Raw genomic sequence first — 22,178 nt, 5'->3', positions numbered from 1 at the left:
GCGGCGGCGCAAGGGTGGAGCAAGATGGCGACCAAGCAACCGAAACGTCCGCTCCCGATGGCTGCCGATCTCTATGGCGATCTGTACGGCGACATCGAAACCGCGCCCAAGCATGACTGGCGCGGCTATGTCCCCGGGCTCGTCGTGGTGGCGATGGGGACGCTCGCCGCGGGCTTCCTGTCGGATCATTACGGCGTGCCGCTGACGCTGATGGCGTTGCTGATCGGCCTCGCGCTCAATTTCCTGAGCGCCGACGCGCGGTTGACGCCGGGCCTCGCCTTCGCCTCGCGCTCGCTGCTGCGCTGGGGGATCGTGCTCGTCGGGGTGCGCATCACCTTCGGGCAGATCGTCGCGCTAGGTCCTGTCGCCTTGCTGTGCGTCGTGCTGATCGTCGCGCTGACGATGGGCGCGGGGATCCTCGCCGCGCGGCGCTTCGGCTTCGACACCGCGTTCGGCATCCTCGCGGGCGGGTCGGTCGCGATCTGCGGCGCGAGTGCGGCGATGGCGCTGGCGACGACGCTCGGCGAGAAGCGCACGACGCAAGCGCAGCTGACGCTGGTGCTCGTCGGCATTTCGGCGATGAGTGCGTCGGCGATGATGCTCTATCCGCTCGTCGCGCACGCTTTCCACATGAGCGATCTCAAGGCCGGCTTCCTGCTCGGCGCGGCGATCCACGACGTCGCGCAGGCGCTCGGCGCGGGCTATTCCTATTCGGACGGCGCAGGCGGGATCGCCGCGATCGTCAAGCTGACGCGCGTGGCGTTGCTCGCGCCGGTGCTCGCGGTGGTGGCGATGGGGCTCGCGCGCTGGGGCGGCGGCGGCGAAGGTGCCGCCAAGGGGCCGGGGGTGCCGTGGTTCGTGATCGGCTTCTTCGTGCTCGCCGGGATCAATTCGTTCGGCGTGATCCCGCCAATCGTTGCGGGCAGCGCCGAGAAGGCCGCCGCGGCGATGCTCGCGACGGCGGTCACCGCGACCGCAATCCGCTCGCCGCTCGCGCAGCTGCTCGAGGCGGGGCCCAAGCCGCTGCTGGTGATCCTGATCGCGACGCTGGTGGCGTTCGGCCTGGCGCTCGCGGCGGCGCTGCTGCTGATCGGTTAGCGTGGTTTAGAACTGCTTTGCATCCCGCGTCCGTTCGCCCTGAGCCTGTCGAAGGGCACTTCGCCGCTTGCGAGCGGCGTGCGTGGAGCGCGGGGCTTCGACAGGCTCAGCCCGAACGGACGAGAGCGCACGCATTGAGCAGATACGGCGCGATCCCTCAGCCCTGCGCGACCGGCCCGGTCGATTCGCGCACGATCAGTTCGAACGCCACTTCGCGCCGCTCGATCGGCGCATCGGCGGGGGCGAGGAGCAGGTCGGCGGCCTGATACGCCATTTCGCGAGTCGGCTGGCGGATCGTGGTGAGCGGCGGCCAGACGAAGCCCGCGAGCGCGGCATCGTCGAACCCGGCGACCGAAAGCTGCCCCGGCACCGCGAGCCCGCGGCGATGCGCGACCGTGAGTGTGCCTGCCGCCATATCGTCGCTCGATGCGAAGATCGCGGTGGGCGGCGCGTCGAGCGCGAGCAACGCCTCCGCTGCGCGTGCGCCCGAGGCGAAGTCGTAGCTCCCCTCGCGCACCAGGATCGGATCGAGCGAAAGCCCTTCCTGCCCGAGCGCACGCGCATAGCCGCGCATCCGCTGACCGCTCGTCGCATAGCTCGGATGCCCGGCGATGAAACCGATCCGGCGATGGCCGAGCTCGAGCAGATGCGCCGTCATCACGCGCGCCGCGCGCTCATTGTCGATGAAGGTCGAGCTTGCCAGATCGACCGCACTCCCGGGCGAGACGCGAACGAAGCGCACGCCGCGCCGCTCGAGCAGATCGAGCACTTGCGGGTGATCCGACACCGGCGGGGTCAGGATCAGGCCGTCGACGTGCGTCGCATCGACCAGATTCTCGATATCATCGAGCAGTGTCGCGGCATTGCGGTCATACGGTTGCGCGATCATCCGCACGCCGTCCTGCGCGCAGCGATCGCGGATCCCCGACTGCATCTCATAGACATAATAGGGGCTGGGATTGTCGCAGATCAAAGCGATCTGGAAACTGCGCTTTCCCGCGAGCGAGCGTGCCGCCGTGCTCGGGCGGAAATTGAGTTCGGCCACCGCCGCCTCGACCTTGGCGCGCGTCTCGACGCCGACATAGCGCTCCTTGTTGAGGACGCGCGAGACGGTCTTGATCGATACGCCCGAAACTCGCGACACGTCCTTGATCGTCACGCGCAAAATGCCGGCTCCCCATTGCCCTGCCGCGGGGTGTGCCGCAGCAGGGCCGGGTCGGCAATACGCATCCACCCCGGGCGCGTGTTATGCCATCGTGTTGCGGCCGCGCTCGATCGTCGCGGTGTGGCCGATGCTCGCGCTGGTGTTCGCGGCCTTGATCGTCTCGAGCATGATCCAGTCGTTGCTCGCCTTGGTCGGCGTCAGCGTCATCGCCATATAGCCGCGACGCGAGGTGTCGCACCATTTGAGCTCGGGATTGGCGCGGACGAGCGTCGCTGCGATCACCTTGGGATCGGTGCGCGAAGCGGCCTCATAGCCGGGCGAGCTCACCGCGTGGCCGGCGAATTCGACGCCGGCGGGCTTGCCGTCCTGGCCGAGATCGTACGCCCAGGCATTGTGGCTGTCGCCCGACAGCACGATGAGGTTCGCGCCGAGCGCCTGCGCGCCCTTGAGGAAGCGCGCGCGCGCGGCGGGATAGCCGCCCCAATTGTCGTAGTTGAACGGCAGGCCCGCCTTGGCGGCGGCGACGCCGGCGAGGATATAGTTTTTCGCGCGCGCCGGGGCATCGGGGGCGACCCAGCTCAGCGCGTCCTGCGGCATCATCGTTTCGCCCATGATCGTGCCGAAGCCGACGACTTGCCAGCGTTGCCCGGCGCGGACCGATTGCGCCATCGCGTGGCTGAGCCAGCTTTCCTGCTGGCTGCCCATCATCGTCACCGCCGGGTCCATCCACGCGCCGTTGCGGAATGCCTTCAGCGCTGCGGTCGGATCGGCTTCCTTGAACAGCGGCGCCACGTCGGGCTGCTTGGTGCGCGCGAGGAGGCGCGTCTCGGTGCGGAACAGCGTGGCGAGCGTGCCGATCTCATACGCCTTCCACGGCTCGTCCGACACCGGCATCCATTCGCGATACGCCTGGATCGAGGCGGCGCGGCGCGCATTCCAGTCGCCTTCGTCGGCCTGATGATTCTCGGCGCCGCCCTCCCAGCTGTCGTTCGCCGATTCGTGGTCGTCCCACTGCACGATCATCGGCAGCTTCTGGTGGAGCGCCTGCAACGCCGGGTCGCTGCGATAGCTGGCATAGCGGATGCGATAGTCAGCGAGGTGGAGCAATTCGGTCGCGGGCAGCGGCACGCGGCCGGCGACTTGGTCCTTGAGCGCGGGATAGTCGCCGGTGCGATATTCGTAGAAATAGTCGCCGAGATGGATCGCGAGGTCGATGTCGTCGCGCGCGGCGGCGTGCGCATAGGCGTTGAAATAGCCATAGGGCATGTTCGAGCACGAAAAGGTCGCGGTGCGGAAGCGATCGACCGGGCCGACCGGGAGCGTGCGCGTCGTGCCGACGGGCGAGAAGCTGCCGTCGGGGGCGACGAAGCGGAAGTGATAGCGAGTCGCGGGCTTCAATCCGTCGACGGTGATCTTGGCGGTGAAATCGCGCCACACGCCCGTGATTTGCGAGCCGCCAGCCGCGACGCGCGCGAAATCGGGGGTTTCGGACAGTTCGACGCGGACTTCGGCGGTGTCGCCGGCGGCGGGAACGTAGCGCGTCCACAGCAGCATCGAATCGCTGGCAGGCTCGCCGCTGGCGACCGAATGCGTGAAGCCGCGCGCGCTCGTCACCGAGGGAGTCTGCGCGAAGCCCGGCACGGCAAACGCGCCGATCCCGAGCGAGCCGGTCAGCAGGAACGAGCGGCGGTCGATACGGATGGTCATGCGCGGATCTCCAGAAGATTGCGATTCCCTGCCACCGGGATATGGCGCGTTCGTGACAGCGGCAATCGTGCAGCGTAAGCCGCGTGGATGAGGGCGCGATGACACGATCGGTGGGTTTGCCGTGGCGCTGGCTGGCGGCCGCGCTGGTGGTGTTCGCAGCGCTCGCCTTGCTCCACCCGATCGACCATGACGAAAGCCAATATGTCGCGGCGGCGTTGCTGAGCGCGCAAGGCGAGCTCCCGTATCGCGACTATGCGTATCTCCAGACACCGTTGCAGCCACTGCTCTTTGCGCCGATCGCGTGGGCGGCGGGGTGGCATACGTGGCTCGCGTTGCGGTTGACCAATGCGCTGCTTGGCGTGTGCATCCTCGGCTGCGTCTGGCGCGCGGCACGCGAAGCGGGGGCGGGGGCAGGTGCTGCGCTGGCGACTGCCGGGCTGCTCGGCGCCTGCGACATCCTGCTGTTCAGCCTTTCGACTGCGCGCAACGACGCGCTTCCGGCGGCCTTGCTCGCCGCCGCTTTGATCCCGATCGGGCGGGCGGAGCGCGACGGCGCGACGCAGGGGTCTGCGGTGCTGGTCGGGGTGCTGCTTGCGGCGGCAGCGGCGGCGAAGCTGTCCTATGCGCTCCCGGCGCTGGCTTATGGTGGCTATGCGCTCTTCGACCGGCGGCATCGCCCGGTATCGGTGCTGCTCGGGGCGATGCCCGTGGCGGGGCTGGTGGCGTGGTGGTGGGCGCTCGCGCCCGCGGCGTTCGTGTTCGAGACGATCACCTTTCCCGCGGTGGCGCCTGCTGAATTCTACGCCGATCGACCGTGGAAGCTGTCGCTGCTGGGCAAGGCGATCGACACGCTCAAATTCCTCGCGCTGGGGCCGGCGCTGCTGGCGCTGGTCGCCATTCGCAAGCGGCTGTGGCGGCCGGATGTGCTCACGGTTCTGCTGGGCGCGGGGCTGGTGGCGGCATTGCTGCCGCTGCCGACCTGGCGGCAATATCTGCTGCCGGCGCTGCCGCCGCTCTTTGTAATGCTCGCGCTCGAATCGCAGCGCGCACGACCGGCGCGCTGGATGCGCGTAATGGTCGCGGTGAGCGTTGGCGCGGGGCTCGCCCCGACGCTGATCGAAGCGGCACAGTCGCGCGGCGCAACTTCGCTCCTCGCGGCCGTGAGTGAGGGGCGTGCGATCGCGCTTGCGCTCGACCAAGCGGGCGTCCGCGGTCCGATCGCGACGCTCTCGCCGCAATTCTTGGGCGCGACGCACGCGCTGCCCGATCGTCGCTTCGCGACCGGGTCGTTCTATTTCCGCAGCCATGCCTTGCTTCCCGCGCCCCGCGAGGCCGCGATGCATCTCGTGTCGGCCGATCGGCTAGTCGGGCTCGATCGCGCGCCGCCCGCGGCGATCCTGGTCGGGGGCGAGGGCGGCTGGAGCAGCGGCGATGCGACGCTCGATGCGCGGCTCGAGCGGTGGGCGCTGATGCGGCACTATCGCGCGGTGCCGATCGCGAGCGCGCGCTTCCGGCTGTACGTCCGCTGAGCCCTGCGCCCTCGTTTCGCCCGAATGTCGACCTAGCGACGCAGCCGTGACGGATATCGCCGCTTCCTCGTTCCGATCGTTCGTCGCGCGCGTTCCGCGTTGGGTGCTGCTGTTCGGGGTCGCGCTGCTCGTCCGCGCGCTGACCTTCGGCAACCCGATCCTGCATGTCGACGAGGAATTTTATTACGCCACCGCGCACGCGATCGTGCACGGCGCGATTCCCTATGTCGATGTGTGGGACCGCAAGCCGGTCGGGCTGTTCCTGCTCTACGTGCCCGCTGCCGCGCTGGGGCTGCCGCTCGGGATCTGGGCGTATCAGGCGATGGCGCTGGCGAGCGTCACCGCGACCGCGACGCTGATCGCGCGACTGGCGGATCGCGCGGGCTGGGCGAAGGGCGCACTGCCCGCAGCGATCGCGTATCTGCTGTGGCTCAATCTGCTCGAAGGCGAGGGTGGGCAGACCCCGGTTTTCTACAATCTGCTGATGGTCGGCGCGGCGAGCTTGCTCGCACCGCGGCCCGACGATGCTGCTTATCCGGCGCGCCGCCTCGCCCACGGCTGCGCCGCGCTGACGCTCGTCGGGCTGGCGCTGCAGATCAAATATACCGTCGTGTTCGAAGGCGCGTTCTTCGGGCTGTGGTGGATGGCGCGCGAGTGGCGGCTCGGCCGATCGTGGTGGGGCGTCGTGCTGCTCGCCACGCCGCTTGCGGTGCTTGCCGCTGTGCCGACGCTGGCAGTGTGGGCGTGGTTCGGGGCGCACGGGCTGGGCGACGCCTTTCTCTACGCCAATTTCGAATCGATCGGCGCGCGCGGGAGCGATCCGATACCGCGCGAGCTTGGTAATCTTGCGCTGATGCTGCTGATCGTGTCGCCGCTAGGTGCGATGGCGATCCTCGCGGCGCGGTTGCCGGCGCGCGACGACACCCAAGCACTGCGCCGCTGGCTCGTCGGCTGGGCGATCGTCGCGGCGCTCGGCGTATTGGTGTTTCGCGGCTATTTCGACCATTACGGCTTGCCATTGCTGGTGCCGTTCTGCGTCTGCGCGGCAGGCTTTTTCGCGCAGCATCATCGCGCGACGCGGGTCCGAGTGCCGCTGCTGATCGTCGTCCTGCTGGCGTCGCAGATCGTCCTGCTCGCCAAGCGCCATGAGCGCGGGACGCCCGCCGAACTCGCTGCGATCACGCGCGCGATCGGCCACGGGCCCGGCTGTCTCTATGTCTTTTCGGGTTCGCCGATGCTCTACCCGCTGGCGGATCGGTGCACGGTGACGCGCTACCGATTCCCGCGCCATATCGGCCAGGCGAAGGAACGCGGCGCGATCGGCGTCGATCAGCAGGGCGAGCTCGAACGGATCATGGCGCAGCGGCCCGAAATCGTCGTGCTCGGGCCCGTCTATAGCGGCGAACGCGCCGATTTGCGCGCGCTGTTCGAGCGCTATGTCGCCGCGCGCTATCGCCAGCGTGCCGATCTGCCGCTCGGTCGCGGCAGGATCGCGGTCTACGCGCTGCGCTGAAGCGGGAGCGCCCGCTTGTCGTCGACCAGACCCTGATAATAGGCCATCAGGTCGATCGCATGGTCGCGGTCGCTGCGGACCTTGGTCGCGGCCACCAGCACCGCGCGGCGCAGCACGCGCTGGTCGCGCGCGAACAGCCGATGGATCGCCATCGCCGCGCTTTGCGCATCGCGCGCAGTGTAGAATTCGGACGCGTGACGGTCGGCGACTTCGGCGCAGCCGCCGGTATCGGGAACGATCAGCGGCAAGCCACCCGCCATCGCCTCCGACGCGACGAGCCCGAACGGCTCGGCCTCCGAGCCATGGATCAGCGCGTCGCAACTCGCCACGATCCGCGCGAGCCGCTCGCGGTCATAGACCGGGCGGAACATGCGGATGTGCGGCGATCCCGCGATGCGCGCTTCGATCTGGCGGCTCTCGACGCCAGTGCCGAGCAGGATCAGCCCGACCGGCAGTTCGGAACCGGCACGTTCGACCGCGTCGATCACGAGGCGCCAGCGTTTCTCGGGATGATGGCGTCCAAGTCCGAGCAGCAAATGCCCGCTCGGCGGCAAGTCGCACTGCGCGAGCAGCGCCGCGCGGAGCCGATCGTCGCGCAGATCGGGCGAGAAATGGCCACGCTCGATGCCGAGCGGCATCGATGCGTCGATATGCACGCCGCGCCCCTTGAGCCGTTTTTCGAGCGCCGGGCCGTTGGTGACGACCGCATCGAAATGCTTGAGGAAGCGCGACATGTAGCGGCTGTACCAATCGAACGCCTGTTCGAGCCGCTCCTGCGGCGCCATCCCTTCGAACCAGCGCAGCGCATAGGCCGCCATGTTGTCGTTGTGCATGAAGAACGCCTTGACGACGCCCTCGGGATATTTGGGCTGCCACTTGCCGATCACCCAGGGCAAGCGCCACGGCGACGACGTCTCGACGACGTCGGGTTGCAGTTCGTCGAGCCAGCGCAGGATCGGCGCGGCGTCCCAGAACAGCCCGTAATTCTGGTCGAGTGGCAAATGGCCGGTCTGGATCCAGATCACCTTGCCGCCGCCCGGGCGTTCCTCGATCGCGTTTTCGCGACCGGGCGCGAGCACGATCAGCTCATGCCCGAGGTCGGACATGATCCCCATCTTGCGATCGATATAGGTCCGCACCCCGCCACCGGTCGGCGAGTAGAATTCGTTGACGTCGACGATACGCATCGCAGGATCAGCTCCCGAGCGGGCCGAAACCACCGAGCCCACGCAGATATTGGGCACGAATGGTCGTCGTAACAACCCCCTCGGGTACGACGATCCGCGCCATGTCGAGCTTGGGGCGGGTACGACCGAGCTTCACGTTGCTCGCAAAACCCGCGCCGTCGCTCCAGAAATTGAACTTGTTCTTGCCGTCGCGATTGTGCGTGAAGAGCAGCGCGTAGGGGCCGGGGGTCGGCACGCGGATGCACAGGCTGACCGGGCCGGTCTGCGGTGTCGGCAGGCGGACGCGGCGGAAGAACTTGCCTTCCTTGATCAGGTCGCGATCGTCCTTGAGGAAATCGGCCTCGGTCGCGGGATAGAGTTCGAGCTTCAATTCGCCGGTGCGGTCCTTCAACCCTTCGACGTTGACGCGAATCGCGGGCCCCCCGGTGCTGCACGCCGAGGCATCGCTGCCGAGCACTTGCGCAGCCTGAGCCGCAGCGGGGAGTCCTGTCACTGCGAGCAGCGCCGTCACCCCAGCCAGAATCTTGCGCATCTTCAATTCTTCCTCACCAGGCCGACCAGCCCGAAGATCGCGACCAGCACGACATGGACGAGTAGCGGCAGCGCCGCCGTCACTGCGATCAGCACCGACAGCTCGGCATCTTGCCCGATCAATAAGGTGGCGAAGGTGGCGAAAAGGAGGTCTTTGTTCGGCACCAGCGGCAAGCGTCCGACGATCATCCGCGCCGCCGACAGCAACAGCCACATACCGAGCGTGACCGTCGGCAGGCCGAAATGCCAGGTGAAGGCGATCAGGACGCAGCCGGCGATCAACCGCAGGCAATGGACCCCGAAGATCCACCACAAGGTCGCGCGCGGCAGCGAGAAGACGCGCTTCGAAAAGATCAGGAACGGCAGCGACATCGCGAACACCGCGACCACCGACCAGATCGCGTTGTGCAGACCGTGCGGGGTGAGCAGGCCGATGCCGAGCGGCATGGCGACGGCGATCATCGCGAGCGTCACCATGTTGCCGGCGATCGCCGAGAGGATGCTTACATCCTTCACCGCGCCGAACGGGGCGGCGACCATCGACGAGCGTTGACGTGCCCAGGCGTAGAAATACGCCTCGCCCGAATAATTGAGGATGTCGTTGGCGATTCGCTTCTTCGTCAGCGCGACGAAGCCGGCCGCGGGGATCCCCCACAGCCGCCGGAAGATGATGAAGTCGCCCGTCACCGGCGCGATATAGAGGAGCGCGAAGAAGAGGTAGAAGAGCGGGTTGGTCGGCATCGCCGCCAGGAGGCTGTCGACGCCGAGCGCGCGCAGCTTGAGCCCGAGCCAGACGATCATCACCACCGTGACCGCGGCGCCGAGATACGACGGCCAACGGCGCTTGAGCGGGGCCATCGGCTCCAATCCGGCAAGGTCAGCGGTGCCGGTCAATCCCGGCAAGGGGGGCAAAGGGGCGTAGGGTCCCGACCCGGGGGTCGTAGCGCCAGGTCCGGGGCCGGTCTTCATCTGTGTCACGTGGCGCGTTTGTCCGCTGGTTCAAGCCGGTCGAAGCGCTGCATTGGCCCGGCTTAGCGGCAGAAGTGTGGCGCGGGCGCGTCCGTATGTCGAGCAACGCGACGGCGTGCGTCATCGCACGAACACCGCGTTTCCTCGTTTCCGGGGAAACTTTTGCTACAAAGTGACGTTAGCGTCGCTCATCATGTTGAGTCCCAGACCCCCCGCCGCGCATATTCTCGCTTTTGCCCAAACGCTTGAGGGGGGTGGTGTCGAAAAGGCGCTGCTGCGGCTCGTCAAGGGATGGAGCGATCTCGGCCGGCGCGTGACGCTGGTGATCGGCGACGCCACGGGCCCGCTGTCGCGCGATCTGCCCGATAATGTCGAGACTCGGCTGCTCGGACGGTCCTCGATGATCGGCATGGGCGGCCTTGCTGCGGTTACGCACGAGATCGGGCCCGACGTGTTGTTCTGCCCCGGCAACCACTATTCGGCGCTTGCGGCCTGGACCAAATTGCGGCTCGGCAGCGCGTGTCCGCCGATTATTGCGAAGATTTCGAACGCGCTGGTTCGGCGCGACCACGGTCCTGCCTTTGCGATGGCCTATCGCCGCTGGCTGCGCTGGCATCCGAGCTTTGTCGACCGGCTGGTCGCGATGAGCCCCGCGATGGCGGAAGAAGCGTGTGCCGAGATGGGCGCGGATCGCGCGATGTTGAGCGTCATTCCCAATCCACCGGTCCTTGGCACTCGCGATGCGGTGCTGCCCGCCATGCCGGATGGGCGGTTCCTGCTCGGCGTCGGGCGACTCGCGCCGCAGAAGCGCTGGGACCGGCTGATCGATGCGTTCGATCGCATCGCCGATCGCGATATCGCGCTGATGATCGTCGGTGAGGGGGCCGAGCGTCCCGCGCTAGAGGCGCAGATCGCCGCACTCGGGCTTGGCGGGCGGGTCTCCTTGCCGGGGCATGTCGCCGACCCCACCCCGGTGATCGCGCGCGCCGCGGCGCTTGCGCTCGTTTCGGATTTCGAGGGCGTACCCGGAGTATTGCGCGAGTCGCTCGCGGTCGGAACGCCCGTCATCAGCACCGATTCGAGCGTCGCGGTGCGCGAGATCATCACGCGTCCGTCGCTCGGCACGATCGTCACGCCGGGGGACGCGGGCGCGCTGGTCGCGGCGCTTGACGACTGGCTTGCCCCCGGTCGCGCACGCCCGCGGCCGGTGCCGCAGCCGGGCGAGCATGCCGCCGAGGCCTATCTCGATCTGTTCGACGAAGTGGTGCTCGAACGCCGCTTTGCGATGGCGGCCTGACGCGCCGCCGCGCCGTCGGGATCAGGCCGCGGTCGGCTTGACCCGGTCAGGATGCGCGGCGGCGATCGCCGGCACCGCGCTGGCCGCCGCATCCGCCGCGACCAGGCGTGGCCAGGCATCGAGCGGGACGGCGAATCGGCGCGCGTTGTAGAGTTGCGGCACCAGGCAGATGTCGGCGAGATTGGGCGCCGCGCCCCCGAGGAAGGGGCCGGGCAGATCGGCAGTCATCGCTTCGAGCGCGGTCAGCCCCTCGATGATCCAGTGCCGGTACCACGTCTCGCGCGCGGCTTGATCGGCGCCGAACTGCGCGGTCAGTTGGTTGAGCACGCGCAGGTTGTCGATCGGATGGATGTCGGCGGCGATCACCAGCGCTTGCGCGAGCACGTGCGCGCGCGCGGTCGGATCGGTCGGCAATACGGCCGGCGCCGGATAGGCGGTGTCGAGATAGTCGATGATTGCGAGGCTCTGCGTCAGGATCGCGCTGCCGGTATCGAGCGCTGGCACCAGACCTTGCGGGTTGCGCGCGACGTAATCGGGCGCGCGCTGCGCGCTCTGGGTGAGGTCGATCGCCACACGCTCATGCGCGATACCCTTGAGGTTGAGCGCGATCCGAACGCGATACGCCGCCGAGGAGCGCCAATAATCGTAGAGGATCATGCCTCGGCGTCCCCCTCCGCCTCCGAGCTCCGCTCGAGCGCGACCTTGATCATCGCGGTCATCGGGTCGGCGAGCGTCAGCCCGATGATGCCGAACAGCGTGCCGGCAAGGATCTGCATCGACAGCGTCAGCGCCGGCGGCAGATCGACCGTCCGTTTGGCGACCATTGGGATGATGACATAGCCGTCGAGCCCCTGGATGAAGATATAGATGCCGATCGCGGCCAGCCCCGTATTCATCCCCGCACTGAAGCCGACCGAGATCATGATGATCCCGCTGGTGATTGCGCCGATATTGGGAATGAAGGCGAGGATGCCGGTGATGATGCCGAGCACCAAGGCCATCGGCACGCCCGCGATGGCGAGCGCGATCCCCGTCATAACGCCTTCGATCGCCATGCCGAACAAGCGCCCGGCGAGCAGCCGGCGCATCGTCTTGGCCATCTCCTCGATCGTGCCCGAGAAGCGCTTGCGCTGGTCGCTCGGCACCATCCACTGCAGCCCGCCTTCGTAGAGCCGCGGTTCCATCGCGATGAACAGGCCGATCACCAGCACCATGACGAGACTCGCCAGCGCGCCGAACGCAATGCCGAGATACGAGGTAAGCTTGCCGAACGACCCAAGCGCCTGCTGCATGATGCCGTTGAGATCGGCCTTGCCCGGCATGATCCCCTTTTGCGAGGCCCAGGTGATCAGCTTGGTCGCCTGGGTCATCAACGTCGCGCGCAATTGCTCGAACTGCTGGGTGATGCCGGCGCCGGTCAGATAGAAGACGATCGCGATGAACAGCACGGTCAGCACCACGACGATTGCGAGCCGATAGGCGCGGCCGATCGGCAGCACGCGGCCGAGCAGGCGCACCCCGCCGTCAAGCATCGAGGCGAAAACGAGGCCGCCGAAGATGATCAGCAATGGCTGAATCAGCAACACGACGAGCGCGATCGCGCCCGCCAGCCCGAGCCACACGGTCGCGCGCTTCAACTCCTGTCGGACGAAGGGATCGCGCAGTTCGTTGGGGGCCGGTTCGGTCACGATCTTGGCTTGGGCCGTGTCTTCGCTCACTGGGAACGCTCCGCATGCAGCGAGGTGCCGGCGCGCCCACCGCGGAACGATTGTCCCCAGGTCAGCGGGTTCCAGCTTCCCAAGCCTGTCTTGGAAAAGGTGATGAACTCGGCGCGACCGCCGAGATATTCCCACGGCACCGGACCACCCAGGCCCTGTTCGGCCAGCGAGAAGCGACTGTCGGCGCTGCGATCGCGATTGTCGCCCATCAGGAAGACGTGACCCGCCGGGATCGTGACTTCCTTATAGTTATCGCCGATCGACGGCCCGAGCTCGACGGTGTCGTAGTGCCGCCCGTTGGGCAGCGTCTCGGTGATGACGGGGACGTGGCAGACGGTCTTGCCATCGGGGGCGGTGCGCAGCGCGTCGTCGCCGAGATCGCAGGTCGCGCGTTCGGGCGCGGGGAGCTGGACACCGCCGTAATTGGGGATGTCGACATAATGCAGCGGGCCGCGCTTTACGGGCACGCCGTTGAGAATCACGGTGCCGTCGCGCACTTCTAGGCGGTCGCCGGGCAGGCCGATCAGCCGCTTGATGTAATCGGTCTCGGTGCCCGGCGGCGTGACGATCACGACGTCGCCGCGCTCGGGCAGATGGCCAAGCAAGCGGCCCTTGATGAACGGCAGGAGATGGAAGGTCGGCGAGACGAACGACCACCCGTACGGAAACTTGCTGACGACCAGCTGATCGCCGACGAGCAGCCCCGGCAGCATCGATTCCGAGGGAATATAGAAGGGCTTGGCGATGAAGGTATGGAAGCCGAGCACCGCAAGGATCAGCCAGAAGATGCCGCGCACTTCGCCCGCCCAATCGGTTCGCGCCTTTTTGGGCTGGGTTGCCGGCTCGTTCGGAACGGGCTCGGTCGTCTCTTGTGTGCGCAGGGCCGCATCCTCACTCATACGTGTCCTTCATGACCGCTTCGATGATCACGAAGGCCTGCGCCCAGGGGTGATCGTCGGTCATCGTCAAATGGAGCATCGCGACGTGGCCGTCGGGCGTGATCGCGTCAAGCCTCGCCTTTGCCCCGCCGGTCAGCGCCAGTGTCGGCGCGCCCGAGGGGGCGTTGACGACACCGATATCGCGCATGAACACGCCAGCCTTGAATCCGGTACCGACGGCTTTCGAAAAAGCTTCCTTGGCGGCGAAGCGCTTGGCGAGCGTGCCGGCCTTGGTGAAGGGGCGGCGGGCGGCTTTCGCTTGTTCGAGCGGGGTGAACACGCGATTTTCGAAGCGCGCGCCGAAGCGGTCGAGCGACGCCTGGATCCGCTCGATGTTGCAGAGGTCCGAACCGATGCCGATGATCATCGCAGATTCCCCTCCCGCTTGCGGGAGGGGTTAGGGGAGGGGCGTGCCTTCAGCGCCGCGCTCGTAGGAATCGGCCCTCCCCCAGCCCCTCCCGCAAGCGGGAGGGGAGCAGGTCGCGCGCCTGTCACCGCGCCGCGTCCATCGCCGCGCGCATCTGGCGGACGGCCTGGTCGAGCCCGACGAACAGCGCCTCGCCGACCAGGAAATGCCCGATGTTCAGCTCGCGCACCTGCGGGATCGCCGCGATCGGCGCGACATTGGCATAGGTCAGCCCGTGCCCGGCATGGACCTCGATGCCGTTCTTCGCCGCCAGCGCGGCCGCATCGGCCAGGCGGCGCAGCTCGGCGGTCTGCGCTTCGCCCGTGAGATCGCAATAGCGGCCGGTATGAAGCTCGATCACCGGCGCGCCGAGCCGGATCACGGCATCGATCTGGCGCGCATCGGGTTCGATGAACAGCGAGACGCGGATCCCGGCGTCGCGCAACGCCCCGACCAGCGGCGCGAGCCGATCGTAACGCCCGGCGGCGTCGAGCCCGCCTTCGGTCGTCACTTCCTCGCGCTTTTCGGGGACGATGCAGGCGGCATGCGGCGTGTGGCGCAGCGCGATCGCGAGCATTTCCTCGGTCGCCGCCATTTCGAGGTTGAGCGGGATCGTCAATTGCTCGGACAGCCGCGCGATATCGTCGTCGGTGATGTGCCGGCGATCCTCGCGCAGATGCGCGGTGATCCCGTCGGCACCCGCCTCGGCGGCGAGCAGCGCGGCGCGCACCGGATCGGGATAGCCCGCGCCGCGTGCATTCCGCACCGTCGCGACATGGTCGATATTGACGCCGAGGCGCAGTTCGCGGTTCATGCTGCGCGACTCCCGGGCTTGATCGCGGGGATCGCCGCGAGTTCGGGCGGCAAGGCGTCCGCCGCATAGGTCGGCACGTCGAGCCGGATCAGCGGGAAGAACGGCACGCCCAAATCGGCGGTCCCGCTCGAGCGATCGACCAGCGCCGCCGCCGCGACCGTCTCGCCGCCGGCGCGCGCGATCGCCGCGATCGCCTCGCGCGATGACAGTCCGGTGGTGACGACGTCCTCCATCATCAAAACCTTGGTGCCGGGTTCGATCCGGAAGCCGCGGCGAAGTTCGAACACGCCCTCGGGCCGTTCGAGGAACATCGCCGGCACGCCGAGCGCGCGGCCCATTTCATGCCCGGCGATCACGCCGCCCATTGCAGGCGAGATCACCGCGGCGATGCTCGCGCGCAGTTCGGCTGGCAAGCGCGCGACGAGCGCTTCGGCCAGCCGCGCGCCGCGCGCCGGGTCCATCAGCACGCGCGCGCATTGCAGATAGCGTGGCGAGCGCAGCCCCGACGACAGGATGAAGTGCCCCTCCAACAAGGCCTCGGCGGCGCGGAATTCGGCAATAACATCGGCGTCGGTCATTGGTGGTCCGTCCTGCAGGAAGAGCCGCCTGATTAGGGTCGCGCGCCGCGTCGCGCAACGATTGTGCCAAAAAAGGCGTCGGCGCGGGTTGAGGCGAAGGCATAGCCTGCTATACGCCAAGCGATAAAGGCGTATCCCCGCCTTGATAATGCCGTAAAAGCGGCGCTGCAGAGGGTAGAAGCAGACGATGCGTAGGATCGGGATCAAATCGATCGTGCTGGCGGCGAGCCTCGCGATCTCGAGCATCGGAGCGGCCGACGCCGCGCCGCAACCCGCCCCGATCGCGCCTGTCGCCAAACCCGTCGAAGCCGCGCCGGTCTCCGCGTCGCCCGCCACGGTGCAAGCCGCCCCCGCCGCAGTCGCTGCCCCCGCTGTCTCGAACGATCCGATGCTCGCGGTCGACGGCGCACCCGCGATGGCGATCGACCCCAAGGTCGGCCAGCCGGTCGACGGGCTGATCACGATCCAGCCGCAGGTCACGCCGAACGGCAAGCAGGCGCTGTGGTTCCACAATTGGCTGCTCGTGCCGACGATCACGATCATCACGATCTTCGTGCTGCTGCTGCTCGTCTGGGTCGTCATCCGCTATCGCCGCGCCAACAACCCGGTCGCATCGAAGACGTCGCACAACACGATCCTCGAAGTGCTGTGGACCGGTGTCCCGGTGCTGATCCTGCTCGGCCTCGCGCTCCCCTCGATCGGGCTGCTGCAGGCGCAGTACAAGCCCGCGCCGAAGACCGCGGTGACGCTCAAGGCGATCGGCAACCAATGGTATTGGTCGTATCAATATCCAGACAATGGCGGGTTCGAGATCACCTCGAACATGCTTAAAGAAGCCGGTGAGACCGGCAAGGGCGAGCGCGCACGGACCGCGATCGACGGTCCGCGACTGCTCGCAACCGACAACCGCGTCGTGCTCCCGGTCGGCGTTCCGATCCGACTGATCACGACTTCGAACGACGTGATCCACAGCTGGGAAATCCCGGCGTTCTGGATCAAGCTCGACGCCGTTCCGGGCCGCCTCAACGAGACGAGCTTCACGATCGACAAGCCCGGCGTCTATTTCGGCGTCTGCTCCGAGCTCTGCGGCGCGCGCCACGGCTATATGCCGATCACGGTCGAGGCGGTGACCCCCGCTGTCTATGCGCAGTGGGTCAAGGCCAAGGGCGGCACGATGCCGGGTGCGGCAGCAGCGCCCGCCACCGCCGAGCCCGCCACCGCCACGCCCGCGGTCGACGTGACCGCGAACGTCACCGGGCCGGTCGCCGACGGCGCAGCCACCGGACCTGTCAGAAACACGAGCGCGACGGCCAATGCCGCCGGCGCCGGCACAGTTGGACAATAAGCCATGACCGACTCCGCTCTCACCGGACACGCGTTCGACGCGCACCCACACTCGGATGCGCACGCGCATGACGATCACCAGATGTCGTTCTTCGCGCGCTGGTTCATGTCGACCAACCACAAGGACATCGGGACGCTGTACCTGATCTTCGCGATTGCCGCGGGGATCATCGGCGGCGCCATCTCGGGGCTGATGCGCGCCGAACTCGCCGAGCCGGGCATCCAGTATCTCGGCTATTGGGCAAGCTTCCTGCCCGGTGGCGAGCAGGGGCTCGATCATTCGCTCCATCTGTGGAACGTGCTGATCACCGCGCACGGCCTGATCATGGTGTTCTTCATGGTGATGCCGGCGATGATCGGCGGTTTCGGCAACTGGTTCGTCCCGATCATGATCGGCGCGCCCGACATGGCCTTCCCGCGGATGAACAACATCTCGTTTTGGCTGCTGATCCCCTCGTTCACGCTGCTGCTCGCTTCGCCCTTCTTCGGTGGTGCTGGCAACGGCTGGACGCTGTACGCGCCACTCTCGACCTATGGCGAGCCGGGGCCGTCGACCGACATGGCGATCCTGTCGCTCCATCTCGCGGGCGCCTCGTCGATCCTCGGCGCGATCAACTTCATCACCACCATCTTCAACATGCGCGCGCCGGGCATGACGCTGCACAAGATGCCGCTGTTCGTGTGGTCGGTGCTCGTTACCGCCTTCCTGCTGCTGCTTGCGCTCCCGGTGCTGGCTGCTGCCATCACGATGCTGCTGACCGACCGCAACTTCGGCACGACCTTCTTCGATCCGGCCGGCGGCGGCGATCCGATCCTGTACCAGCATCTGTTCTGGTTCTTCGGCCACCCCGAAGTCTACATCATGATCCTGCCGGGCTTCGGCATCGTCAGCCAGGTGATCTCGACCTTCTCGAAGAAGCCCGTCTTCGGCTATCTCGGCATGGCGTACGCGATGGTCGCGATCGGCGTGGTCGGCTTCGTCGTGTGGGCGCACCACATGTTCACCACGGGCTTGAGCGTGAACACCAAGATGTACTTCACCGCGGCGACGATGGTGATCGCGGTGCCGACCGGCATCAAGATCTTCTCGTGGATCGCGACGATGTGGGGCGGCTCGCTGTCGTTCAAGACGCCGATGCTGTGGGCGATCGGGTTCATCTTCATGTTCACCGTCGGCGGCGTCACCGGCGTCGTGCTCGCCAATGGCGGCATCGACGATTACATGCAGGACAGCTACTACGTCGTGGCGCATTTCCACTACGTACTGTCGCTGGGTGCGGTGTTCTCGCTGTTCTGCGGCTTCTACTACTGGTTCCCGAAAATGTCGGGGAAGATGTACAACGAGACGCTCGGCCAGATTCACTATTACGTGTTCTTCCTCGGCGTGAACGTGCTGTTCTTCCCGATGCACTTCCTCGGCTTGCAGAACATGCAGCGCCGCGTGCCCGACTACACCGATGCGCTGGCGCATTGGAACTGGGTCGCGACGCTGGGCTACAAGATCATGGCGGCATCGATGCTGGTGTTCTTCGTCAACGTCATCTGGTCGCTCGCCAAGGGCAAGCCCGCTGGCGACAGCCCCTGGGGCGAGGGTGCCACGACGCTTGAATGGACGCTGTCGAGCCCGCCGCCATATCACCAGTTCGAGACGCTGCCGCGGATCGACTGAGCTTGCGACCCTCGCCGCCCGTGCGGCGAGGGTCGATCTTTTTCTCCCCTCCCGCTTGCGAGAGGGGTAGGGGTGGGCGCGCGCTCACCCCGCGACTCAGCGCCCGTTTTGGAGCGTGAGCCCACCCCCAGCCCCTCCCGCACGCGGGAGGGGGGTAGAAATGAAATGACCGTAACCACGCTTACCCCCACCGCGACTCTCCCCGCCGACTGGCGCGATTTCTTCGCACTGACCAAGCCGCGCGTCATGCGGTCGGTGGTGTTCACCGCTTTGTGCGGAATGCTCGCGGCGCCGGTGCAGCTTCCGTTCGTGCTCGGCTTCACCGCGATCCTGTGCATCGCGCTCGCCGCAGGCTCGGCGGGGGCGCTCAACCAATGGTACGAGTCCGACATCGACGCGCTGATGAAGCGCACCGCCAAGCGTCCGCTTCCTGCCGGCAAGATGGAGCGCGAGACCGCGCTGCAGTTCGGCGTCGGGCTCGGGGTCTTCTCGGTGCTGTTGATGGGGATGGCGATCGGGCTGCTCGCCGCGACGCTGCTCGCCGCATCGATCCTGTTCTACGTGCTCGTCTACACCGTCGGCCTCAAGCGCCGGACGCCGCAGAACATCGTCATCGGCGGTGCCGCGGGTGCGTTCCCGCCGCTGATCGGCTGGGTCGCGGCGACCGGCAGCGTTTCGACGCTCCCGCTGCTGATGTTCGCGATCATCTTCCTGTGGACTCCGCCGCACAGCTGGGCGCTCGCGCTGCTGATCCGCGACGATTACGCCAAGGGCGGCGTGCCGATGCTCCCCGTCGTGGCGAGCGCGCGCACGACGCGCTGGCAGATGCTGTTCTACGCCGTGCTGATGGCCGCCGCGGCCGTGTCGCCCTGGCTGCTCGGCCTGGCTGGCGCGACCTACGGGGTCATCGCGGCGGTGACGTCGGCGATCTTTGTCGGGCTCACCGCCTGGGTCGTCGTACAGCGTGCGGCGACGCCGGCCGAGATGAAGGCTGAACGCTTCCTGTTCGTCTATTCGATCGGCTATATCCTCGCGATCTTCGCGACCCTCGCAATCGATCGGCTGACGACATGAACCCCGACCCGCGCCCCGACCTGTCGATCCCGCACGCCGACCTCGTCCGCAAGCGCCAGCGCACGCGCGCCGCGGTGCTGGGCGTGATCCTCGGCGCGTTCGTTGTCCTGGTGTTCGCGATCACCATCGCCAAGATCAAGGCGGGGATGCCGCACTGATGGTGCTCGACGGCAAGCTTCGTACCGCGCTCTTCGCCGTTCTGGGCATTTGCTTCATGACCGGGCTCGGCTGGGCGAGCATCCCGCTCTACCGGATGTTCTGCCAGGCGACGGGGCTCAACGGCACGACGCAGCGCGCGCTGCGCGCGCCGGGTGCGGTCAACCAGCAGATCCGCATCGATTTCGACACCAATGTCGCGCCGCACATGCCGTGGAAGTTCGCGCCTGAGAACCCGTCCGAGACGGTCGATATCGGCGCGCGCGACATGGCGTTCTTCACAGCGACCAACACGTCGGACAAGCCGATCACGGGCACCGCGACGTTCAACGTGACGCCGTCGCAGGCGGGCAAATATTTCACCAAGATCCAGTGCTTCTGCTTCACACAGCAGACCTTGAAGCCCGGCGAGACCGCAAGGATGCCGGTGATCTTCTTCGTCGACCCCAAGATCCTGCAGGATCCCGACGCAAGCGACGTCCAGACGATCACGTTGAGCTACACGTTTTACCCGGTGGATTCCGCGAAGGCCAAAGGCTAGAGCAGGGTCACGGGACGAGATAGAGACCAGAGCAGAGGGAAAACCCATGGCCGGTGCGAAGAACCACGATTACCATATTCTACCACCGAGCATTTGGCCGTTCGCCGGATCGATGGCTGCGCTCGTGATGGCAGCTGGCGGGATCATGTGGATGCATTCGTCCGCTGGCGGTGGTCTGGTGTTCTACGCCGGTTTGGCGGGCGTGCTCGCGGTGATGTACGGCTGGTGGCGCCAGGTCATCGTCGAGGCGCATGCCGGCGACCATACCCCGGTCGTCCAGCTCCACCTGCGCTACGGCATGATCCTGTTCATCGCCTCCGAGGTGATGTTCTTTGTCGGCTGGTTCTGGGCGTTCTTCGACTTCTCGCTCTTCCCCGCGCACATCGCGTACGATTCGGTCGCCAAGACCGTCAGTGTCGTCACCGACACGGCGGGCACATGGCCGCCAAAGGGGCTCGAGGTCATCAATGCCTTCCGCTTCCCGCTGCTCAACACGCTGATCCTGCTGACCAGCGGCACGACGATCACCTGGGCACACCATGCGCTGATCCACGGCGACCGCGACGGGCTCAAGAAGGGGCTGTGGTTCACGATCGTGCTCGGGCTGATCTTCAGCTGCATCCAGGCGTACGAATATGCCGACGCGCCGTTCCCCTTCAAGGGGCTCAATTATGGTGCGTCGTTCTTCATGGCGACTGGCTTCCACGGCTTCCACGTGATGATCGGCACGGTCTTCCTGATCGTCTGCCAGATCCGCGTCTATCGCGGCGATTTCACCCCCAAGCAGCATTTCGGCTTCGAAGCGGCGGCCTGGTACTGGCACTTCGTCGACGTCGTGTGGCTGTTCCTGTTCGTCTCGATCTATGTCTGGGGTGGCTGGGGCGCACCGGTCCACGCAGGGTGAGCCTGTGACCGAGCAGCGGGCGAAGGCCGTGGCGCCGACGCCCGTTGCCGCAGCGCTGAAGGGCCTGTGCCCGCGCTGCGGCGCGCCCGGGCTGTTCAAGGGCGTGCTCGACTTCGGCGATCGCTGCAAAGTCTGCGGGCTCGATTTCACCACCTTCAACGTCGGTGACGGGCCAGCGGCGATCCTGACGCTGGTGCTCGGCGCGATCGTCGTGGGGCTCGCGATCACGATCCAGCTGGCATACGGCCCGCCGATCTGGCTGCAGATGCTGATCTGGCTGCCGATCACCGTCGTCAGTGTGGTCGGATCGCTGCGGATCGCGAAAGCCGCGTTGCTCGGCTCCGAATATCGCACCGCCGCGCACGAAGGGCGGATCGCGCCGACCGAGACACTGCCGTGAAACGTGTCCCGCTGATCCCGACACTGATCGTCGGCATCGCGATCGTCGCGATGATCGGGCTCGGCATCTGGCAGCTCGAGCGCCGCAGCGAGAAGGCGGCGCTGCTCGCCCGCTATGCGCGCAACGTGACGTTGCCGCCGATGGCATTCCCGCGCGACCCGACCGACGCAAAGCTCCTTTTCCGCCGGGCGAGCGCGCTGTGCCTGCAGCCGATCAGCTTCGCGATCGAAGGTGGCCGCAACGCGCGCGGCGGCACCGGCTGGCGCCAGATCGCAAGGTGTCGCACGGGTGCCGAAGGACCGGGCTTCACGGTCCAGCTCGGATTCGGCACCGATCCGCACGCCAAGCCCGTCTGGAAGGGCGGGCCCATCACCGGATATCTGACCTACGCGCCCGATCATGCGGCGCTGATCGCCGGGATGGTCGGGGAAGGCGCGCCCAAGACGCTGATGCTCGTCGCCGATCCGCCGGCGGCTGGGCTCGACCCCAATCCCGGCCCCGATCTCGACGCGGTGCCCAACAATCACCTCGCCTATGCGGTACAATGGTTCGTGTTCGCGAGCCTTGCCGCAATTATCTATGCCGTGGCCTTGCGGCGGCGAACGGTTGCCGAGTCGGCTCCACCCCGCTAACCGCTACC

The 22,178-nt window shown here is 67.0% G+C and carries 23 protein-coding genes; 12 read left to right on the top strand and 11 right to left on the bottom strand.

What is annotated here, in order from left to right; all coding sequences use genetic code 11:
* Nucleotides 1–57: 57 nt before the first annotated feature.
* The gene (locus ABIB28_RS06820; RefSeq protein ID WP_354287859.1) at nucleotides 58–1,098 is read left to right on the top strand and encodes a YeiH family protein; all 1,041 of its coding nucleotides are present in this window, start codon (nucleotides 58–60) and stop codon (nucleotides 1,096–1,098) included.
* A gap of 157 nt (nucleotides 1,099–1,255) precedes the next feature.
* Here the strand turns inward: ABIB28_RS06820 and ABIB28_RS06815 are convergent, their stop codons facing one another.
* Both ABIB28_RS06815 and ABIB28_RS06810 read right to left on the bottom strand, forming a co-directional pair.
* A complete protein-coding gene (locus ABIB28_RS06815; RefSeq protein WP_502958218.1) occupies nucleotides 1,256–2,263 on the bottom strand; it encodes a LacI family DNA-binding transcriptional regulator in 1,008 nt (335 codons plus the stop codon).
* Between the two features lie 81 nt (nucleotides 2,264–2,344).
* Entirely contained in the window at nucleotides 2,345–3,970 is a 1,626-nt protein-coding gene (locus ABIB28_RS06810; RefSeq protein ID WP_354287333.1) for an alkaline phosphatase D family protein, read from the bottom strand.
* A 98-nt stretch (nucleotides 3,971–4,068) separates the two neighbouring features.
* Between ABIB28_RS06810 and ABIB28_RS06805 the strand changes: the two genes are divergently transcribed.
* Nucleotides 4,069–5,499, top strand: coding sequence for a DUF2029 domain-containing protein (locus tag ABIB28_RS06805; RefSeq protein ID WP_354287331.1), 1,431 nt, complete (start codon nucleotides 4,069–4,071; stop codon nucleotides 5,497–5,499).
* Nucleotides 5,500–5,545: 46 nt separating this feature from the next.
* A complete protein-coding gene (locus ABIB28_RS06800) occupies nucleotides 5,546–7,012 on the top strand; it encodes a glycosyltransferase family protein (RefSeq protein WP_354287329.1) in 1,467 nt (488 codons plus the stop codon).
* Here ABIB28_RS06800 and ABIB28_RS06795 read toward each other — a convergent pair.
* Genes ABIB28_RS06795 through ABIB28_RS06785 form a run of 3 tightly spaced genes read right to left on the bottom strand, consistent with a single transcriptional unit; the run spans nucleotide 6,997 to nucleotide 9,624 of the window.
* Nucleotides 6,997–8,199 (bottom strand): glycosyltransferase, encoded by a 1,203-nt coding sequence (locus ABIB28_RS06795; RefSeq protein WP_133191479.1) that lies wholly within the window; start codon nucleotides 8,197–8,199, stop codon nucleotides 6,997–6,999. The two genes, ABIB28_RS06800 and ABIB28_RS06795, sit on opposite strands and share 16 nt — an antisense overlap.
* Before the next feature lie 7 nt (nucleotides 8,200–8,206).
* On the bottom strand, nucleotides 8,207–8,731 hold the full coding sequence (locus ABIB28_RS06790; protein ID WP_133191480.1) for a DUF2141 domain-containing protein: 525 nt from the start codon (nucleotides 8,729–8,731) through the stop codon (nucleotides 8,207–8,209).
* 2 nt (nucleotides 8,732–8,733) lie between these two features.
* Nucleotides 8,734–9,624 carry a hypothetical protein gene (locus ABIB28_RS06785; RefSeq protein WP_354287327.1) on the bottom strand — a complete coding sequence of 297 codons (891 nt, stop codon included), beginning with the start codon at nucleotides 9,622–9,624 and terminating at the stop codon, nucleotides 8,734–8,736.
* A 268-nt stretch (nucleotides 9,625–9,892) separates the two neighbouring features.
* On the opposite strand from ABIB28_RS06785, the gene ABIB28_RS06780 reads away from it, so the two are divergent.
* Nucleotides 9,893–10,996, top strand: coding sequence for a glycosyltransferase (locus tag ABIB28_RS06780; RefSeq protein ID WP_354287325.1), 1,104 nt, complete (start codon nucleotides 9,893–9,895; stop codon nucleotides 10,994–10,996).
* A 21-nt stretch (nucleotides 10,997–11,017) separates the two neighbouring features.
* On the opposite strand, the gene maiA is transcribed toward ABIB28_RS06780, so the two are convergent.
* The 6 genes from maiA to pyrE all read right to left on the bottom strand — a co-directional run bounded on the left by maiA (nucleotide 11,018) and on the right by pyrE (nucleotide 15,450).
* The gene (gene maiA / locus ABIB28_RS06775) at nucleotides 11,018–11,653 is read right to left on the bottom strand and encodes a maleylacetoacetate isomerase (RefSeq protein WP_354287323.1); all 636 of its coding nucleotides are present in this window, start codon (nucleotides 11,651–11,653) and stop codon (nucleotides 11,018–11,020) included.
* Nucleotides 11,650–12,714 carry an AI-2E family transporter gene (locus ABIB28_RS06770; protein ID WP_133191483.1) on the bottom strand — a complete coding sequence of 355 codons (1,065 nt, stop codon included), beginning with the start codon at nucleotides 12,712–12,714 and terminating at the stop codon, nucleotides 11,650–11,652. Before ABIB28_RS06770 ends, maiA begins: the two co-directional genes overlap by 4 nt.
* Nucleotides 12,711–13,613 (bottom strand): signal peptidase I, encoded by a 903-nt coding sequence (gene lepB, locus ABIB28_RS06765; RefSeq protein ID WP_354287320.1) that lies wholly within the window; start codon nucleotides 13,611–13,613, stop codon nucleotides 12,711–12,713. The genes ABIB28_RS06770 and lepB overlap by 4 nt, the downstream gene beginning before the upstream one ends.
* Nucleotides 13,606–14,019: a holo-ACP synthase gene (acpS, locus tag ABIB28_RS06760; RefSeq protein ID WP_354287318.1), complete on the bottom strand. Its 414-nt coding sequence runs from the start codon at nucleotides 14,017–14,019 to the stop codon at nucleotides 13,606–13,608. Before acpS ends, lepB begins: the two co-directional genes overlap by 8 nt.
* Nucleotides 14,020–14,143: 124 nt before the next feature.
* Entirely contained in the window at nucleotides 14,144–14,872 is a 729-nt protein-coding gene (locus ABIB28_RS06755) for a pyridoxine 5'-phosphate synthase (RefSeq protein WP_133191486.1), read from the bottom strand.
* Complete coding sequence (gene pyrE / locus ABIB28_RS06750; RefSeq protein WP_133191487.1) at nucleotides 14,869–15,450, bottom strand: orotate phosphoribosyltransferase; 582 nt, start codon at nucleotides 15,448–15,450, stop codon at nucleotides 14,869–14,871. The genes ABIB28_RS06755 and pyrE overlap by 4 nt, the downstream gene beginning before the upstream one ends.
* A 187-nt stretch (nucleotides 15,451–15,637) precedes the next feature.
* Between pyrE and coxB the strand changes: the two genes are divergently transcribed.
* The 8 genes from coxB (at nucleotide 15,638) to ABIB28_RS06710 (ending at nucleotide 22,170) form a co-directional block, all read left to right on the top strand.
* Nucleotides 15,638–16,795, top strand: a complete 1,158-nt coding sequence (gene coxB, locus ABIB28_RS06745) for a cytochrome c oxidase subunit II (protein WP_354287316.1) — start codon at nucleotides 15,638–15,640, stop codon at nucleotides 16,793–16,795.
* A 3-nt stretch (nucleotides 16,796–16,798) separates the two neighbouring features.
* Nucleotides 16,799–18,463, top strand: a complete 1,665-nt coding sequence (ctaD, locus tag ABIB28_RS06740) for a cytochrome c oxidase subunit I (protein WP_354287314.1) — start codon at nucleotides 16,799–16,801, stop codon at nucleotides 18,461–18,463.
* Between the two features lie 165 nt (nucleotides 18,464–18,628).
* Nucleotides 18,629–19,537, top strand: coding sequence for a heme o synthase (locus ABIB28_RS06735; protein WP_354287312.1), 909 nt, complete (start codon nucleotides 18,629–18,631; stop codon nucleotides 19,535–19,537).
* On the top strand, nucleotides 19,534–19,695 hold the full coding sequence (locus ABIB28_RS06730) for a cytochrome c oxidase system small membrane protein (protein WP_165954550.1): 162 nt from the start codon (nucleotides 19,534–19,536) through the stop codon (nucleotides 19,693–19,695). Before ABIB28_RS06735 ends, ABIB28_RS06730 begins: the two co-directional genes overlap by 4 nt.
* The gene (locus ABIB28_RS06725; protein ID WP_189676351.1) at nucleotides 19,695–20,234 is read left to right on the top strand and encodes a cytochrome c oxidase assembly protein; all 540 of its coding nucleotides are present in this window, start codon (nucleotides 19,695–19,697) and stop codon (nucleotides 20,232–20,234) included. The genes ABIB28_RS06730 and ABIB28_RS06725 overlap by 1 nt, the downstream gene beginning before the upstream one ends.
* A gap of 46 nt (nucleotides 20,235–20,280) precedes the next feature.
* The gene (locus ABIB28_RS06720; RefSeq protein WP_354287309.1) at nucleotides 20,281–21,138 is read left to right on the top strand and encodes a cytochrome c oxidase subunit 3; all 858 of its coding nucleotides are present in this window, start codon (nucleotides 20,281–20,283) and stop codon (nucleotides 21,136–21,138) included.
* Nucleotides 21,139–21,142: 4 nt separating this feature from the next.
* Nucleotides 21,143–21,538 (top strand): DUF983 domain-containing protein, encoded by a 396-nt coding sequence (locus ABIB28_RS06715; RefSeq protein ID WP_189676350.1) that lies wholly within the window; start codon nucleotides 21,143–21,145, stop codon nucleotides 21,536–21,538.
* On the top strand, nucleotides 21,535–22,170 hold the full coding sequence (locus tag ABIB28_RS06710) for an SURF1 family protein (RefSeq protein WP_354287306.1): 636 nt from the start codon (nucleotides 21,535–21,537) through the stop codon (nucleotides 22,168–22,170). The genes ABIB28_RS06715 and ABIB28_RS06710 overlap by 4 nt, the downstream gene beginning before the upstream one ends.
* Nucleotides 22,171–22,178 lie beyond the last annotated feature (8 nt).

Origin of the sequence: Sphingomonas sp. UYEF23 (assembly GCF_040546165.1) — a bacterium.
GTDB classification, from domain to species: domain Bacteria; phylum Pseudomonadota; class Alphaproteobacteria; order Sphingomonadales; family Sphingomonadaceae; genus Sphingomonas; species Sphingomonas glacialis.
The sequence above is the reverse complement of the archived record's forward strand: the minus strand, read 5'-3'. Positions and strand labels throughout refer to the sequence as shown.